15 protein-coding genes are annotated in these 15,582 nt (G+C 60.9%); 7 read left to right on the forward strand and 8 right to left on the reverse strand.

Annotation, left to right across the window (positions count from 1 at the left end):
- Positions 1–213: 213 nt before the first annotated feature.
- Positions 214–1,251 carry an L-glyceraldehyde 3-phosphate reductase gene (gene mgrA, locus BMX68_RS20000; protein ID WP_017132587.1) on the reverse strand — a complete coding sequence of 346 codons (1,038 nt, stop codon included), beginning with the start codon at positions 1,249–1,251 and terminating at the stop codon, positions 214–216.
- 716 nt (positions 1,252–1,967) lie between these two features.
- Here mgrA and BMX68_RS20005 point away from each other — a divergent pair.
- Entirely contained in the window at positions 1,968–2,225 is a 258-nt protein-coding gene (locus BMX68_RS20005; protein WP_017132586.1) for a hypothetical protein, read from the forward strand.
- A gap of 170 nt (positions 2,226–2,395) precedes the next feature.
- On the opposite strand, the gene betT is transcribed toward BMX68_RS20005, so the two are convergent.
- Both betT and epsC read right to left on the reverse strand, forming a co-directional pair.
- Positions 2,396–4,369, reverse strand: coding sequence for a choline transporter BetT (betT, locus tag BMX68_RS20010; RefSeq protein WP_169316105.1), 1,974 nt, complete (start codon positions 4,367–4,369; stop codon positions 2,396–2,398).
- A 263-nt stretch (positions 4,370–4,632) separates the two neighbouring features.
- Positions 4,633–5,562: a serine O-acetyltransferase EpsC gene (epsC, locus tag BMX68_RS20015; protein ID WP_026013238.1), complete on the reverse strand. Its 930-nt coding sequence runs from the start codon at positions 5,560–5,562 to the stop codon at positions 4,633–4,635.
- 190 nt (positions 5,563–5,752) lie between these two features.
- Between epsC and BMX68_RS20020 the strand changes: the two genes are divergently transcribed.
- The 6 genes from BMX68_RS20020 (at position 5,753) to BMX68_RS20045 (ending at position 11,473) form a co-directional block, all read left to right on the forward strand.
- The gene (locus BMX68_RS20020) at positions 5,753–6,748 is read left to right on the forward strand and encodes a D-cysteine desulfhydrase (RefSeq protein WP_017132583.1); all 996 of its coding nucleotides are present in this window, start codon (positions 5,753–5,755) and stop codon (positions 6,746–6,748) included.
- 320 nt (positions 6,749–7,068) lie between these two features.
- Entirely contained in the window at positions 7,069–7,863 is a 795-nt protein-coding gene (gene tcyJ, locus BMX68_RS20025; RefSeq protein WP_017132582.1) for a cystine ABC transporter substrate-binding protein, read from the forward strand.
- A complete protein-coding gene (gene tcyL / locus BMX68_RS20030) occupies positions 7,863–8,528 on the forward strand; it encodes a cystine ABC transporter permease (RefSeq protein WP_017132581.1) in 666 nt (221 codons plus the stop codon). Before tcyJ ends, tcyL begins: the two co-directional genes overlap by 1 nt.
- Positions 8,529–8,531: 3 nt before the next feature.
- A complete protein-coding gene (tcyN, locus tag BMX68_RS20035; RefSeq protein ID WP_017132580.1) occupies positions 8,532–9,281 on the forward strand; it encodes an L-cystine ABC transporter ATP-binding protein TcyN in 750 nt (249 codons plus the stop codon).
- A 632-nt stretch (positions 9,282–9,913) separates the two neighbouring features.
- Positions 9,914–10,669 (forward strand): hypothetical protein, encoded by a 756-nt coding sequence (locus tag BMX68_RS20040; protein WP_017132579.1) that lies wholly within the window; start codon positions 9,914–9,916, stop codon positions 10,667–10,669.
- Positions 10,670–10,843: 174 nt separating this feature from the next.
- Complete coding sequence (locus tag BMX68_RS20045) at positions 10,844–11,473, forward strand: class I SAM-dependent methyltransferase (RefSeq protein ID WP_017132578.1); 630 nt, start codon at positions 10,844–10,846, stop codon at positions 11,471–11,473.
- A gap of 81 nt (positions 11,474–11,554) precedes the next feature.
- Here the strand turns inward: BMX68_RS20045 and BMX68_RS20050 are convergent, their stop codons facing one another.
- From BMX68_RS20050 to BMX68_RS20070, 5 genes are read right to left on the reverse strand one after another with little or no spacing between them, the layout of a single operon-like run.
- On the reverse strand, positions 11,555–11,770 hold the full coding sequence (locus BMX68_RS20050; RefSeq protein WP_017132577.1) for a TOBE domain-containing protein: 216 nt from the start codon (positions 11,768–11,770) through the stop codon (positions 11,555–11,557).
- 42 nt (positions 11,771–11,812) lie between these two features.
- The gene (gene ssuB, locus BMX68_RS20055) at positions 11,813–12,619 is read right to left on the reverse strand and encodes an aliphatic sulfonates ABC transporter ATP-binding protein (RefSeq protein WP_017132576.1); all 807 of its coding nucleotides are present in this window, start codon (positions 12,617–12,619) and stop codon (positions 11,813–11,815) included.
- The gene (ssuC, locus tag BMX68_RS20060) at positions 12,616–13,407 is read right to left on the reverse strand and encodes an aliphatic sulfonate ABC transporter permease SsuC (protein ID WP_017132575.1); all 792 of its coding nucleotides are present in this window, start codon (positions 13,405–13,407) and stop codon (positions 12,616–12,618) included. The genes ssuB and ssuC overlap by 4 nt, the downstream gene beginning before the upstream one ends.
- A 9-nt stretch (positions 13,408–13,416) precedes the next feature.
- On the reverse strand, positions 13,417–14,565 hold the full coding sequence (ssuD, locus tag BMX68_RS20065) for an FMNH2-dependent alkanesulfonate monooxygenase (protein WP_060783190.1): 1,149 nt from the start codon (positions 14,563–14,565) through the stop codon (positions 13,417–13,419).
- Positions 14,566–14,590: 25 nt separating this feature from the next.
- Positions 14,591–15,556 (reverse strand): sulfonate ABC transporter substrate-binding protein, encoded by a 966-nt coding sequence (locus BMX68_RS20070; protein ID WP_017132574.1) that lies wholly within the window; start codon positions 15,554–15,556, stop codon positions 14,591–14,593.
- Positions 15,557–15,582: the final 26 nt, after the last annotated feature.

Genomic DNA, 15,582 nt, shown 5'->3' on the forward strand with positions numbered 1-15,582 from the left:
CCCAGTGGATCGAGAGGTCTGCAAGAGAGGTGGACTTTTGCTGTTACCGATGACATCTACCGTCTTGCCTTCATTGGCGCCTACGAGTCCAAACGTCAGATGCTCGTAAGCGTCACGTTGAAAGACGGCCAGATGCTGTGGAGTTTCATGCACAGCGACGACGCTGCCTGGGCTGAGGTTTCGCCAGCACGAGAGTGTCGGCAAACGCCGAAATCACTCCGCCGTCGACGGTTTCTCCCACAAGTTGATTCCGCCTTCCTGGGCAAACCGGTCGATTTCCGCCAGTTCTTCCTGAGTGAAACTCAGGTTTTTCAGTGCGCCGACATTCTCGATGATCTGTTCCGGCCGGCTGGCACCGATCAGTGCCGAGGTCACCCGAGGATCACGCAAGGTCCAGGCCAGGGCCAGTTGCGCCAGACTCTGGCCGCGACGCCGGGCGATCTCGTTGAGTGCCCGCACGTGGCCGATATTCGCTTCGCTCAGGTGCGAGGCTTGCAACGAACCGCCGCCCGGACGATTGACCCGCGCATCGTTCGGCACGCCGTTGAGGTACTTGTCGGTGAGCAAGCCCTGGGCCAGCGGGGTAAAGGCGATCACGCCAGCGCCCAGCTCTTCGACGGCGTCTAGCAGATCCTTTTCCACCCAGCGGTTGAGCAGGTTGTAGGCTGGCTGATGAATCAGTAGCGGTACTTTCCATTCTTTCAGCAGTGCAGCGATCTCGCGGGTCTTGACGCCGGAATACGACGAGATACCGATATACAACGCCTTGCCCTGCTGCACGGCGGTAGCCAGGGCGCTGGCGGTTTCTTCCAGTGGGGTGTCTGGGTCGAAGCGGTGCGAATAGAAGATATCCACGTAGTCCAGGCCCAGCCGTTGCAGGCTCTGGTCGAGGCTGGCGAGCACGTATTTGCGCGAGCCGCCGCCCTGGCCATAAGGGCCTGGCCACATATCCCAGCCAGCCTTGCTGGAGATGATCAGTTCGTCGCGGTATTGCTTGAAGTCTTCGCGCAACAGGCGGCCGAAGTTGATCTCCGCGCTGCCGTAGGGCGGACCGTAGTTGTTCGCCAGGTCGAAATGATTGATGCCCAGGTCGAAAGCGGTACGCAGCAGGGCGCGCTGGGTGTCGATCGGCGTGCTATCGCCGAAGTTGTGCCATAGCCCCAGGGACAGGGCCGGCAGCACCAGGCCGCTGCGGCCGACGCGGCGGTAGGGAATGGAGTCGTAGCGGTTTTCGGCAGCTTGGTAAGTCATCGAGTCCTCTCTCATTGCGCAGTGACATCTCGCGGGCTGTCCCGCTTCCCTCGGGCACGACATCGCTCTTGTGGGGGCGAAGCTGCTCAGCATACGCCGAAGAAAGATCAAGCCAACCCAGTTCGAGCGTTGGCTGAAACGTTTCATCGTCCTCGACGTGTCGTGCCGGCTTTTCCTCGGCCCGTGAAGACGTCCGGATTGAATGAGCAGCGACTCTCCTGACGATAAGCGACCGATGTGCGATGAGGCCGGTGTTCCATAATTTTTTGTCAGTACGATTTAGTACATATCTACTTACTTTCTTCACGAGGTAGGTAGCTGACTTTAGGCAAGTAAAACCTGAAATTTCATACATTCACGAGTGTATACATGTGCTACATGGTATGAATTTGTACGAATTGAATGTTCCAATAACGACAATTTCCCCGGTGGAAGCACAGTTGATCAGTGCGCTTTTGCAAAAAATTTCGTTTATCCGGTCCACAAACATCCACGCCCTCGGCGACATATGTCGGTGCCGTGGGTAAGGTGCTGGCTGAGATATTTCTGTGCATTGGCCTGGAGGAGCGGTGGCGCATCGGCGACTGTTGAGGGGCGGGTTTCGATCTACAGTGTTAATCAGGGGGGTGAGGCGGTACGCCCGGTTTTGAATAACTCATGGTCGTTCCCGTGCGAAGTATGGGAACGACCGGATGTAGCTTGCGGAGGATATCCCCATGCACAGCGTCATCATCCTCACCGTCGGTCTGGTCCTGCTGGGCTGTACGCTGTTCTTCGGCCAGCGTCTGGGCATCAGCCGGCAGACCCTGGGGTTCGGCTTCCTCGGCATGTGGTTGCTGGCGACGATCCTCAATGGTGTCATTGGCGTGATCATCGCTCATCAGCCGGTGATTTCCGAACTGGTGATTGCCCTGGTCATTTTCGGCTTGCCAGCCATCGCTATGGCCCTGTTCATGCTGCTGGACAAGGTTTAGTGGCCAGTGTGGTGAGTTCTGTGAGTCAATTTCGGTGCCACACGTCCCTGGCCCGCGTTGCCGTTCCTTGCCATGGCGGGCTATGACTGGTCACGGCGCCCTGGCCAGGGACGTGTGGCAGACGAACTTGAGCTCACCCTAACCGTACAGGCCACCAGGCGAGCGCCGTGTCAGCGCACCAGGTGCAGGAACTGCATGTGCCGTTCGTACTGGTCGAGGATGTCGTTGATGATCTGGTCCTTGCTGTAGCCCATCAAGTCGTAGTCCTGGCTGCCCTCGCTCAGGTGGACCTCGGCACGGTAGTAGCGCCGGTTGCGCAATTCCTTGGGACCCATGCCACCACGGGCGAAGGAGGGCGTGAAGTAGCCGCGCATCTGCACCTGGTAGACGAACGGATGCTGGTCGCCATGACCGATTTCCAGGCTGACGCTATCGTTGGCCGGGTCGGGTTGGGTGATCACGTTCAGGCCCTTTTCGACAAACACCGCGCTGACCTCTTCGATGGCCGGACGCACGGTCTGGTCGAGAAACCGATAGACCTCGTCCCGCGACGGGAAATGCACCGCCTGGCTCAAGCGCTGGCGCCAGCCGCCCTTGCCGCGTGGCGAGCCGGAGACCGGTGCCAGCGAATGCAGTTGGGCAATGCGTTTCTGCGACTCCAGATAGAAGGCCTTATGCAGTCCCCACATCATCAACAGCAGGATCAGCGAGAGCGGCAACGAGGTCAGCACTACTGCCGATTTCAGCGCGTCGATACTGCCGGAAAACAGCAGCGCACTGGTGACTAGCGCGATCATCGCGCCCCAGAATACCCGCAGCCATTTCGGCCCGTCCTCATCGGCGCTGGCGCCACGTGCCGAGAGGGTCGAGAGCACCACGGTGCCGGAGTCGGCCGAGGTGACGAAGAACACGAAGCTGATAAACACCGTGACGGCGATCACCGTCTTGCTCCAGGGGTAGGTTTCCAGCAGCAGGTACAGGGTTCGCGACGGATCATCGATGGCGGACTGGCCGAGGGCGCTCATGCCGTGGTTGAGCACCTGATCGATGGCGCTATTGCCGAAGATCGACATCCACGCCAAGGTGAAGCCCAACGGGATCAGCAGCACGCCGAAGACGAATTCGCGAATCGTCCGACCACGGGAAATCCGCGCAATGAACAGACCCACGAACGGCGACCAGGCAATCCACCAGGCCCAATAGAACACCGTCCAGCCGCCCAGCCAATCGCTGGGCTTGTCGTAGGCGTAGAGGTCGAAGCTCTTGGTCGGCAGGGCCCCGAGGTAGTCGCCCAGGTTTTGGATCAGGGTGTTGAGCAGATGCTGGGTGGGCCCGGCGAACAGCACGAACAGCAGCAGCGCGCAGGCCAGCAGCATGTTGATGTCGGACATCACCCGCACACCCTTGTCGACACCGGCTACGGCCACCAGGATCGCCGCGCCCATCATCAGCGTGATCAGCCCGACCTGGATCCACTGGCTATGGGGCACGTTGAACAGGTAGTCCAGGCCTGAGTTGAGGTGCAGTACGCCGAAGCCCATGTCGGCGCCGAGGCCGAATACCGTGGCGATGATGCCGAAGCCGTCCACGGCGTAGCCGATAGGCCCGTTGATGCGTTTGCCGATCAGCGGGTAGAGCGCCGAACGCAGCGCCAGCGGCAGGTTGTACCGATAGGCGAAGTAGGCCAGGGCCATGCCGACGAAGGCGAACACTCCCCAGCCGTGCAAACCCCAGTGCAGGAATAGGATCTGCATCGCCTGGCGCGCCGCGGCGCTTGTACCGGCGAGGTCGCCGGCTTCGCCCTGGGGCGGTACGAGCATGTGGGTCAGGGGTTCGGAGACGCAAAAGAAGAACAGCGTGATGCTGATCCCGGCGGCGAACAGCATGCCGGCCCAAGACAGGTAGCTGAACTCGGGTTCGTCGTGGTCGGCACCGAGCTTGATCTTGCCGTAGCCGGACAAGGCGGTGACCACCACGAAGACCAGGTACAGGGTCATCGCCAGCAGGTAATACCAGCCGACCGTATCGGCCGCCCAGTTCTGTGCCGCCAGCAGCCATTGCCCTGCGGCTTGGGGTAGGCAGATGACCACCAGGCCGAACAGCAGGATAAAGGTCGCGGCGAAGTAGAACACCGGCGGATTCATGCGGATCAGGCCGCTTGGCGGGGTCGCGGAGGTACTCATGCGGCGAGCACCTCAAGGGGATGGAGCATGGCTGGATATCTCGGACTCAGCAAAGGCAAGCCTCCTGTTGTGAGCGGGCAGCGAACTGCCGGTTTAACTTGAACGAACGGTCAAGTTAAACACGGATAGGGCCTTGAGGACTAATCGTGGCGCTGGGTTGTAGTGTTCCGATAGGCGCATCAGGTAGGGGTATGACGCCGGTTCGGTGTGAATCGTTCCGGGTCTCAGCGCTGGCTATCTTGCCCGTGCTGCTGCAGATTGGCCTGGGTCAGGTTGCAGCCCGCCGGCACGCTACGGGTCAGCCAGACGTTGCCGCCGATGGTCGCGCCCTTGCCGATGGTGATTCGCCCCAGGATGGTGGCCCCGGCATAGATCACCACATCGTCCTCGACGATTGGATGACGCGGATGGCCCTTCTGCAACTGACCGTCCTCGTCCGCCGGGAAACGCTTGGCACCGAGGGTCACCGCCTGGTAGATCCTGACTCGCTCGCCGATGATCGCGGTTTCGCCGATCACTACGCCGGTCCCATGGTCGATAAAGAAACTGCGACCGATCTGCGCGCCGGGGTGAATGTCGATCCCGGTGGCCGAGTGGGCGATTTCCGCGCTGATCCGTGCCAGCAGCGGCAAGCCGGCGCGGTACAGGTGATGGGCCAGGCGATGATGGATCACCGCGAGAATCCCTGGGTAGCACAGCAACACCTCATCGACGCTGCGTGCCGCCGGATCGCCGTGATAAGCCGCGAGGACGTCGGTGTCGAGCAGCCGACGCAGTTCCGGCAGGGCCATGGCGAATGCCTGGATCAACCGCACCGCCTTGGCCTGAACCTCGGCGTCCGATTCGCCGCCGTGTCGCGCCACGTAGCGCAGTTCCAGGCGAGCCTGGCCCAGCAGGGCATTGAGGGCTGTATCGAGCGTGTGGCCAACGTAGAAATCCTCGCTTTCCTCGCGCAGGTCCACCGGCCCCAGGCGCATGGGAAACAGTGCGCCGCACAACGCTTCGAGAATCTCGGCCATGGCCTGGCGCGACGGCAGTTCACGCCCGCCCTGTTCGTCGCTGACTCGGCCGTTGTGACGGCGCCATTCATCCCGGGCGCTGCGCAACTGGCTGACGATGGTCTGTAGTTGCCAATGGCTGGAACGCTCGTTCACGGTCAAATCTCCGCTCTGGCGACCGGACAGTCGAGTCGCCTGAATGGCTTTCACTTTACGGCACCGCCCCGATGGGGAATTAAGAACGAATAGTGTTGTTCTCAGAACTTTCCGACATAAGTGCAAGGCGGTTGCCTGTGAGGAAGTGCCTGCCTATAGTCGAGGCATTTCCCACAGTCAGTTCGGACCCATGATCAAACAGCAGCTCGCCCGCTTTAATCGCCTGGAACTCCTGACCCAGGCCACGCCTTTGGAAAAGCTCGAACGCCTGTCGACCTGGGTAGGGCGCGATATCTACATCAAGCGCGATGACCTGACACCTCTGGCCCTGGGTGGCAACAAGCTGCGTAAGCTCGAATACCTCGCCGCCGACGCGCTGGCCAGTGGCGCCGACACGCTGGTCACCGCTGGGGCGATCCAGTCCAATCATGTGCGCCAGACCGCTGCGCTGGCCGCCCGTCTGGGCCTGGGCTGCGTGGCGCTGGTGGAAAACCCCATCGGCACCGAGGACAGCAATTACCTGCGCAACGGCAACCGACTGCTACTCGACTTGTTCGATGCCAAGGTCGAGCGGGTGGACAACCTGGATAATGTCGATGAGCAATTGCAGGCCCTGGCCGAGCGATTGCGCAACAATGGCAGGAAACCCTATCTGGTACCGATCGGCGGCTCCAATGCCCTCGGGGCTTTGGGCTATGTGCGTGGCGGGTTGGAGCTGGCGGCGCAGATCGAAGCGACGGGACTGGCGTTCGCCGCGGTGGTGCTGGCTTCCGGCAGCGCCGGTACCCACAGTGGCCTCGGACTGGCGTTGAGCGAGGCGCTGCCGAAGTTGCCAGTGGTGGGGGTGACGGTATCGCGTAGCGATGAGGCGCAACGACCGAAAGTACAAGACCTGGCCGAACGTACCGCCGAGCTGTTGGGCGTGGATTTGCCGGCCAGCTTCAGGGTCGAGCTTTGGGACGAATATTTTGCCCCGCGTTATGGCGAACCGAGTGCCGGGACCCTGGCGGCGATCAAGCTGCTGGCGAGCCAGGAAGGCATCCTGCTCGACCCGGTGTACACCGGCAAGGCGATGGCCGGGCTGCTCGACGGGATCGGCCTGCAGCGTTTCGACGAAGGACCTATTATCTTTTTGCACACTGGCGGAGCACCAGCGTTGTTTGCCTACAACGCGGCGTTTGACTAGGGTCTGTACGAAATGTTTTCGAACGAAGGCCAGGCTGGGCGAGCTGGCTTGCAACCCCGCATGGGCGAGCGCAGATACCTTGCGTACAGAGCCTCAGGAGAGAGCCATACCTGCTGGCGTGGGAGAACAATCAGTTGATCAATTTAATTGGAATAAAATAAGTATTTTATATTGTTTAAAACTATAAAAAAGTCGTTTTATAGTTTCACCGCAGTGAATTTGCTGCGAGACGCCCATCTTGCTTTGAGGCAGGATTGGCGCTTGTCATCAAAGTGTCAGGTTTGCCTGCCTTTCCCATAAGAAAACACACGGGGCTTTTCATGAATATTGGTGCATTTCGCAAGCGTCTGTTGGTCGCCGGCCTGGGTCTGGCGTTCGGCGCCGGTCTGCTGGGTCAGGCCTTTGCCGGTGAACAACTGAACACGATCAAGAAGGCGGGCGAGATCAAGATCGGCCTGGAAGGCACCTACCCGCCGTTCAGCTTTGTCGATGAAAGCGGCAAGCTCAGCGGTTTTGAGGTCGAGTTGTCCGAGGCGTTGGCCCACGAGCTGGGCGTCAAGGTCAAGCTTCAAGCCACGCCGTGGGATGGCATCCTCGCGGCCTTGGAATCCAAGCGCCTGGACGCGGTGGTCAACCAGGTAACCATCTCCGAGGAGCGCAGGAAGAAATACGACTTCTCCGCGCCTTACACCGTCTCCGGTATTCAGGCGCTGACCCTGAAGAAGAACCTCGACGCGATCAAGACGGCCGACGACCTGGCCGGCAAGAAAGTCGGTGTGGGCTTGGGCACCAATTACGAACAATGGCTCAAGGACAACGCGCCTAAAGCCATTATCAAGACCTACAACGACGACCCCACCAAGTTCCAGGATCTGCGCATCGGTCGTATCGACGCCATTCTGATCGACCGCCTGGCTGCCCTGGAATACGCCAAGAAAGCCCCGGATACCGCTGCTGCCGGCGACGCCTTCTCCCGTCAGGAAGCCGGTATTGCCCTGCGCAAAGGTGAGCCTGAATTGCTCGACGCGGTGAACAAGGCTCTCGACAAGCTGCGTGCCGATGGCACCTTGAAGCAGCTGTCCGAGAAATACTTCAACGCTGACGTCACTCAATAATGGAAGCAGGCTTGCAACTTGCGCTGGACTCCGCGCCCTTTCTGCTCAAGGGCGCGTACTACACAGTGATTCTTAGCCTTGGCGGGATGTTTTTCGGTTTGCTGCTGGGTTTCGGCCTAGCCTTGATGCGCCTGTCGCGCTTCAAGCTGCCGAGCTGGATCGCCCGGATCTACGTGTCGTTCTTTCGTGGCACGCCGCTGTTGGTGCAGCTGTTTTTGATCTACTACGGCTTGCCGCAAGTGGGTATCGAGCTGGATCCGATTCCGGCGGCCATGATCGGCTTTTCACTGAACATGGCTGCCTATGCGTGTGAAATTCTGCGTGCCGCCATCGCGTCCATTGAGCGTGGCCAGTGGGAAGCCGCCGCCAGTATTGGCATGACCCGTGCGCAAACCTTGCGCCGGGCCATCCTGCCGCAGGCGATGCGCACCGCCCTGCCACCCTTGGGCAACAGCTTTATTTCGCTGGTCAAGGACACGGCGCTGGCGGCGACGATCCAGGTGCCCGAGCTGTTTCGCCAAGCGCAATTGGTGTCGGCGCGCACCTTTGAAATTTTCACCATGTATCTGTCCGCGGCCCTGATCTACTGGGTGCTGGCGAGCATCCTGGCGCATTTTCAAAATCGCCTGGAAGACCGGGTCAACCGGCATGACCTGGAGCCTTGAAGCATGATTGTGGTTGAAAAACTCACCAAACAATTCAAGGGGCAGGTGGTGCTCAACGGTATCGACCTTGAGGTCAAGGAAGGCGAGGTCGTTGCCATCATCGGCCCCAGCGGTTCCGGCAAGACGACCTTCCTGCGTTGCCTGAACTTCCTCGAAGAACCCTCCAGTGGGCGGATCCAGGTCGGCGATATCGAGATCGATGGCAGCCGTCCGCTGAGCCAACAGCAGAGCCTGGTGCGCCAACTGCGCCAGCAGGTGGGCTTCGTGTTCCAGAACTTCAACCTGTTTCCCCATCGCACCGCGCTGGAGAACGTCATCGAAGGCCCGCTGGTGGTCAAGAAGACTCCGCGCGACCAGGCGCTGGCGCTGGGGCGCAAGCTGCTGGCCAAGGTCGGCCTGGCGGGCAAGGAAGACGCTTATCCGCGCCGGTTGTCCGGTGGGCAGCAGCAACGGGTGGCGATTGCCCGGGCCCTGGCGATGGAGCCGCAGGTAATCTTGTTCGATGAGCCGACCTCGGCCCTCGACCCGGAGCTGGTGGGTGAAGTATTGGCGACCATTCGTGGTCTGGCGCAAGAAAAACGCACCATGGTCATCGTGACCCATGAAATGAGTTTTGCCCGCGATGTAGCCAACCGGGTGATCTTCTTCGACAAGGGTGTGATCGTTGAACAAGGTGAAGCCAAGGCGCTGTTTGCCGAGCCGAAAGAAGAACGTACTCGTCAATTTCTCAGTAAGTTTCTGGGTAATACGTAGGAATGTTCTTGAGTTGATATAGCGTACTCATGGAGAGAGTAGGCTATTCAAGGCATGACAGTTTTAACCGACCTTGGGTCATCTTATTATATGACCTGTCTGATCTTTGGAACGCTCCATTCTTAAGTTATAAGCCAGCCTTATCGGGACAGCGTGCGACGGTTGTCCAGGGTGTTCGAGCGCCGATTGCCGCGTGCGCGAGATGCCGCGCCTCTCGGCACGGCACCTACCTTGAAGTCATGCTTTTCGTGCGTCGTGACCGGCTCGCCGACTCCTGTACCGAGGCGATGCCTGGTGGAAACTCGACGATATCCATAGGGACTTGCGACGTATCCCGGCGGCGGCTGATGTATATAGGCAACAGAAGTAGGACGTGTCCGAATAACAGCGCGATAATAATAATTATCGATTAACGCCTTGACACTCGCACCGCAAAACTTTTAGCTGCCTTTAACAACTTGCGCGGCGTTATCCGGATGGCGCTCAAGTTTTGGTGGGGTGTCCCGGTGTTCTGGTGACACATTCTTTCGGCTGTAAGGAAACGGCGAAAGCGCCAGTGGGGGTATGTGTCTGGAAGGATCAGGCCACCTCTCGCAAGTTTAACTTTCGGCAACTATCAAAAGGACGATTTCATGAACTATCCCCTGGAGCATTCCCGGCTCGCACCGCCCGTCGTTCCGCAAGCCAACAGGCGCGGTATCGGTCGCGTGGCCGCTGAGCAATTGTCGATCACGATCCCGGTCTATCCCGGTATGGACGAAGGGGATCTGGTCGAGTTGTTCTGGGACGGTTGTTATGTGACGTCCAGGCAGCTCCTGGCCGGTGAGGCCGGCCAGCCGATCAGCCTGCGAGTGCCGGAAAGTTTTATTCTTGAAGGAGTGGCGCGGATTCACTACCACCTGATGCGCGTCGGTCGCGCCGCCCTGGTGTCGCCGATGCTCAAGCTGCCGGTCAAGCTGGCCTGCCCCGGCGGGCTGCCGATCGACGAGGAGAACCAGGGCCTGGCGCCACTGATCATTCCTGGGCCTATCGGTCGCTATGGGGTCAATCCACGCCAGATGAAGCGCGGGGTGCCGCTGACCTTGGCACCTTATCTCAACATGGCCGCCGAGGATGAAATCACGTTGCTCTGGGGCGATGTCCGGCTCGACCTGCCGAAGCTGGCCCCGGCGGATATCGGTAAGCCGGTCACGGTATTCGTTCCCGCCGGGGTGATCCAGGAAGCGGGGGAGGATCGCGGGTTGGACATCACCTACTGCGTGATCGACCGGGTCGGTAACAACTCCCGCTGGGCGCCAGTACGAAGGTTGCGGGTGGGCACCTCGCGGCATTTCATCAGGACTTGCAAAGCTCCCTTCAAACTCGCCTGCCAACGCCGTCGAGAGTGAAGGCGGAACTGTTATGTCTGTTTAGGGTATATGAACCGGACCACCAGCTCCGCTTGATTTCGCTTGCGTCGCCCTGGCGATAGCCCCTCGGTCGGCGAGGCTGTGGAACAAGCGCTGAGAGAACCGAGCAGAGTGATATATTCGGAACACTCACGGCAACCCGCGCAGACCTCGATGAAAACCCTCGACCCCGACGATCTCGAACAGATTGCTTCCACCACCCTCGGTCACTACAACCGCAGCGCCGAGGGTTTTCGCGAAGGTACCCGCGACCATGATGTGAGTCAGAACATCGATGCGCTGCTACGGCATCTCCAGGGTGCGGCGCCGTTTACCGTGCTGGACTTCGGTTGCGGCCCTGGACGGGATTTACCGGCCTTCACTCGCATGGGCCATATCGCGGTTGGCCTCGACGGTTCCGAGCGCTTTGCGCAAATGGCCCGCGAAGACAGCGGTTGCGAAGTGCTGCAACAGAACTTCCTCGACCTTGACTTGGCGCCTGAACGCTTCGACGGCATCTTCGCCAACGCTGTGCTGTTCCATATCCCGCGCCAGGAACTGCCACGGGTACTGCGGCAATTGCATGCCACGCTCAAGCCGGGCGGAGTACTGTTCAGCTCCAATCCGCGCGGGGAAAACCAGGAGGGCTGGAATGGCGAACGGTATGGTTCGTACCACGACCTGAACGCCTGGCGCGCACTGCTGACGGCGGCGGGCTTTGTCGAACTGGAACACTACTATCGCCCCGCCGGACTGCCGCGTGAGCAACAGCCGTGGTTGGCGAGTGTGTGGCGCAGGATCTGAAGTCAGACCCCGATGTGCAGATGAACACCGTTGCGACAAGCCCACTCGCCATAAGCGGGCAGGCTGGTAGGTGCTCGACGTTTATAGCTTGGCGATGGACACTTCGGTGGATTTCACAAAGGCGATCACTTCACTGCCGACCCGCAAGTCCAACTCTTTCACCGAGCGGGTGGTGATCACCGAAGTGACGATCCCGGAGGCGGTCTGTACGTCGATTTCCGACAGCACGTCACCGGTGACGATTTCCTTGATGGTGCCTTTGAACTGGTTGCGAACGTTGATGGCTTTGATGGTCATGACGTTGATTCCTGTTATTGACTGAATAGGCAAGGCGTTGATTTACAGCGCCCAACGCAATTGCGTGGGCAAGGGCGAAACAGGTTCCGGCGCGGGCGGTACGCCTGGCAGCGCCAGCACTCGATGCAATACCTCGGTCTCCAACGCCGCCAGGCGATGGGAGCCACGCACCCGAGGGCGCGGCAGTTCGACCTGGAGGTCGAGGCCGATTTGGCCCTCTTCGATCAGGATCACCCGATCGGCGATGGCCACGGCCTCGCTGACGTCATGAGTCACCAGCAGCACGGTGAAACCGTGCTGCTGCCAGAGACGCTCGATCAGGTGTTGCATTTCGATCCGGGTCAGGGCGTCCAGTGCCCCCAGCGGTTCGTCGAGCAACAGCAGTCGCGGTTGGTGAATCAGGGCACGGGCCAGGGCCACGCGCTGTTTCTGGCCGCCGGACAAGGCCGCCGGCCAGTCATTGGCGCGGTCCGCCAGGCCGACCGCTTCCAGGGCTTGCAGGGCCTGTGGTCGCCAGTGACCCGTGAGGCCGAGACCGACGTTGTCGATGATCTTTTTCCAGGGCAGCAACCGCGCTTCCTGGAACATCAGCCGGGTGTCTTCGTGGGCTTCGCTCAGGGCTGCGGAACCGGCCAACAAATCGCCACCGGTCGGTTGTTCAAGGCCGGCCAACAAGCGCAGTAGCGTGCTTTTGCCGCAGCCGCTGCGACCGACCACGGCGACAAACTGGCCGGCCGGAATATGCAGGTCGATCTCGCGCAGTACCTGGCGTTCGCCGAAGGTCTTTTGCAGCTTGCGCACCGCCAGGGGAATACCGCGTAGCAGGCGTGGAGGTTGTTGGGCTGTCATGCGTCACCGCCTTTGGTCACTTGATACGCCGGATGCCAGCGCAGCCAGACACGTTCCAGACCGCGCGCGGCCAGGTCGGCGAGCTTGCCGAGCGCGGCGTAGAGCACGATGGACAGGACCACCACGTCGGTCTGCAAGAACTCCCGGGCGTTCATTGCCAGGTAGCCGATACCGGCGTTGGCCGAGATGGTTTCCGCGACGATCAGCGTCAACCACATAAAGCCCAGGGCGAAGCGCACGCCCACCAGAATCGACGGCAGCGCGCCCGGCAGGATCACCTGACGGAACAGGCCAAAGCCGGACAGCCCATAGCTGCGGGCCATTTCCACCAGGGCCGGATCGACGTTGCGGATGCCGTGGTAGGTGTTGAGATAGATCGGGAACAAGGTGCCCAGGGCCACCAGGAAAATCTTCGCTGACTCGTCGATGCCGAACCACAGGATCACCAGCGGGATCAGGGCCAGGTGCGGCACGTTGCGGATCATCTGCAGCGAGCTGTCGAGCAGGCGCTCACCCCATTTCGACAGACCGGTGATAAAGCCCAGGACCAGGCCGATACTGCCACCGATGGCAAAGCCGATACCGGCGCGCCAGCCGCTGATGGCCAGGTGTTTCCAGATATCGCCGCTCTGCACCAGCGCAACGCCAACTTCAATCACGGCGCTCGGCGCGGGAAGTATCCGGGTCGACAGCCAGCCGGCCGAGACCGACAACTGCCACACCACCAGTAACAGCAGCGGTAGGGCCCAAGGTGCGAACCTGTGGGTGATTTTGCTCAGGGTCGTCATAGCGCGGTCTCAACGCTGGGACGCGGCTTTGGGCAAGATGTCGTTGGCGACCATCTCACCGAAAGGGCTGGCGTAACCGGCGCTTTTCGGCAGTTCCGGGCGTTCGATATCCAAGTGTGGGAACAGCAACTCGGCCACCCGGTAGGACTCTTCCAGGTGGGGATAACCGGAGAAGATAAAGGTGTCGATGCCCAGGTCCGCGTATTCCTTGACCCGCGCCGCGACCGTCGGGCCGTCGCCCACCAGCGCTGTGCCGGCACCGCCACGTACCAGGCCGACCCCGGCCCAGAGGTTCGGGCTGACTTCCAGGTTATCGCGGCTGCCACCGTGCAGGGCCGCCATGCGCTGCTGACCAACGGAGTCGAAGCGCGCCAGGGACTTCTGCGCGCGGGCGATAGTCTCGTCGTCCAGGTGGGAGATGAGGCTGTCAGCGGCTTGCCAGGCTTGGGCATTGGTGGGGCGAACGATCACGTGTAGGCGGATGCCGAAGCGCACGGTGCGCCCAAGCTTGGCGGCCTTGGCGCGGACCTGTTCGATCTTCTCGGCGACGGCGGCCGGTGGTTCGCCCCAAGTCAGGACCATGTCCACCTGTTCGGCGGCGAGGTCCTGGGCGGCTTCCGAGGAGCCGCCGAAGTACAGCGGTGGACGCGGTTGCTGGATCGGCGGATAGAGCAGCTTGGCGCCTTTGACGCTGATGTGCTGGCCATCGTAATCGACGGTTTCGCCTTCCAGCACGCGGCGCCAGATACGGGTGAATTCCACCGAGGCCTGGTAACGCTCTTCGTGGCTGAGGAACAGGCCGTCACCGGCCAACTCGTCCGGGTCGCCGCCTGTCACCAGATTGAACAGCGCACGGCCACCGGACAGCCGGTCAAGGGTCGCGGCCTGGCGTGCCGCCACTGTTGGAGAAATAATTCCAGGGCGCAGGGCAACGAGGAATTTCAGGCGTTGGGTCACCGGGATAAGCGAGGCGGCGACCAGCCAGGAGTCCTCGCAGGACCGTCCGGTGGGGATCAGCACACCGCCGAAACCGAGGCGGTCGGCGGCCTGGGCCACTTGCTGCAGATAGCCGTGATCGACGGCGCGAGCGCCTTCGGCGGTGCCCAGGTAATGGCCGTCGCCGTGGGTAGGCAGGAACCAGAAAATATTGAGGCTCATGGAGTGGTTTCCTAAGGAATAGGGTTCAAGGTGCAGTGGTAACGGCGGCTGAGGGGGACCAGATCACGTCCTTGATACTCAGCGGTTTGGGAATCAATTTGAGTCGGTAGAAGCTGTCGGCGATTTTCTGTTGACCCGCGATCACCTCGGGAGTGAGGAACTGCGCGCCATAACCTTGGCGTTTCACCGAGATCAGCGTGATATCGGCGGGCACGCCGAGCAGCGGCGCGAGTTGGGCGGTGACTTCCTGGGGATTGGCTTTGGACCAGTCACCGACGGCGCGGATTTCTTCCACCAGGGTCTTGATCACCTGCGGATGTTTTTCGGCGTAGGGCTTGGTCGCCAGATAGAACTGGTGGTTGTCCACCAGGCCGCTACCGTCACGCAGCGTGCGGGCCTGGAGTTGTTGTTCGGCGGCGGCCTGGTACGGATCCCAGATCACCCAGGCATCGACGCTGCCCCGCTCGAAGGCGGCGCGGGCATCGGCGGGCGGCAGGTAGACGGCCTCGATATCGCTGTACCCGAGGCCGGCGTCTTCCAGGGCGCGGACCAACAGGTAATGGACATTGGAGCCTTTGTTGAGGACGACTTTCTTGCCTTTGAGTTCGCGCACCGACTGGATCGGCGAGTCCTTGGGCACCAGGATCGCCTCACTGGTCGGTGCCGGCGGTTCGGAGGCGACATACAACAGGTCGGCACCGGCGGCCTGGGCGAAGACCGGAGGGGTTTCGCCGGTAACGCCGAAGTCGATGGAGCCGACGTTCAATCCTTCGAGCAGTTGCGGGCCACCGGGAAATTCGGTCCATTGCACCTGGATGCCCTGGGCGGCGAGGCGTTTTTCCAGGGTGCCCTTGGCCTTGAGCATCACCAGGGTGCCGTATTTCTGATAGCCGATGCGGATTGAGTCGGCTTGAGCTTGGGAAATGACGCCGAAGGTGACAGCCGCGGCAAACAGAGCGACCAGACCGCGACGCAAAATGACAGTGCGCATGGCGCTCTCCTTTTTGCAGTGAAGGT

It is taken from the genome of Pseudomonas agarici (assembly GCF_900109755.1).
GTDB lineage: Bacteria > Pseudomonadota > Gammaproteobacteria > Pseudomonadales > Pseudomonadaceae > Aquipseudomonas > Aquipseudomonas agarici.

Bases quoted from the DNA above. Each gene is read 5' to 3' on its own strand.
- mgrA (WP_017132587.1), bottom strand. From the start codon at position 1,251: ATGACTTACCAAGCTGCCGAAAACCGCTACGACTCCATTCCCTACCGC.
- BMX68_RS20005 (WP_017132586.1), top strand. From the start codon at position 1,968: ATGCACAGCGTCATCATCCTCACCGTCGGTCTGGTCCTGCTGGGCTGT.
- tcyJ (WP_017132582.1), top strand. From the start codon at position 7,069: ATGAATATTGGTGCATTTCGCAAGCGTCTGTTGGTCGCCGGCCTGGGT.
- BMX68_RS20040 (WP_017132579.1), top strand. From the start codon at position 9,914: ATGAACTATCCCCTGGAGCATTCCCGGCTCGCACCGCCCGTCGTTCCG.
- tcyN (WP_017132580.1), top strand. From the start codon at position 8,532: ATGATTGTGGTTGAAAAACTCACCAAACAATTCAAGGGGCAGGTGGTG.
- betT (WP_169316105.1), bottom strand. From the start codon at position 4,369: ATGAATCCGCCGGTGTTCTACTTCGCCGCGACCTTTATCCTGCTGTTC.
- BMX68_RS20045 (WP_017132578.1), top strand. From the start codon at position 10,844: ATGAAAACCCTCGACCCCGACGATCTCGAACAGATTGCTTCCACCACC.
- tcyL (WP_017132581.1), top strand. From the start codon at position 7,863: ATGGAAGCAGGCTTGCAACTTGCGCTGGACTCCGCGCCCTTTCTGCTC.
- ssuC (WP_017132575.1), bottom strand. From the start codon at position 13,407: ATGACGACCCTGAGCAAAATCACCCACAGGTTCGCACCTTGGGCCCTA.
- ssuB (WP_017132576.1), bottom strand. From the start codon at position 12,619: ATGACAGCCCAACAACCTCCACGCCTGCTACGCGGTATTCCCCTGGCG.
- BMX68_RS20020 (WP_017132583.1), top strand. From the start codon at position 5,753: ATGATCAAACAGCAGCTCGCCCGCTTTAATCGCCTGGAACTCCTGACC.
- BMX68_RS20070 (WP_017132574.1), bottom strand. From the start codon at position 15,556: ATGCGCACTGTCATTTTGCGTCGCGGTCTGGTCGCTCTGTTTGCCGCG.
- ssuD (WP_060783190.1), bottom strand. From the start codon at position 14,565: ATGAGCCTCAATATTTTCTGGTTCCTGCCTACCCACGGCGACGGCCAT.
- BMX68_RS20050 (WP_017132577.1), bottom strand. From the start codon at position 11,770: ATGACCATCAAAGCCATCAACGTTCGCAACCAGTTCAAAGGCACCATC.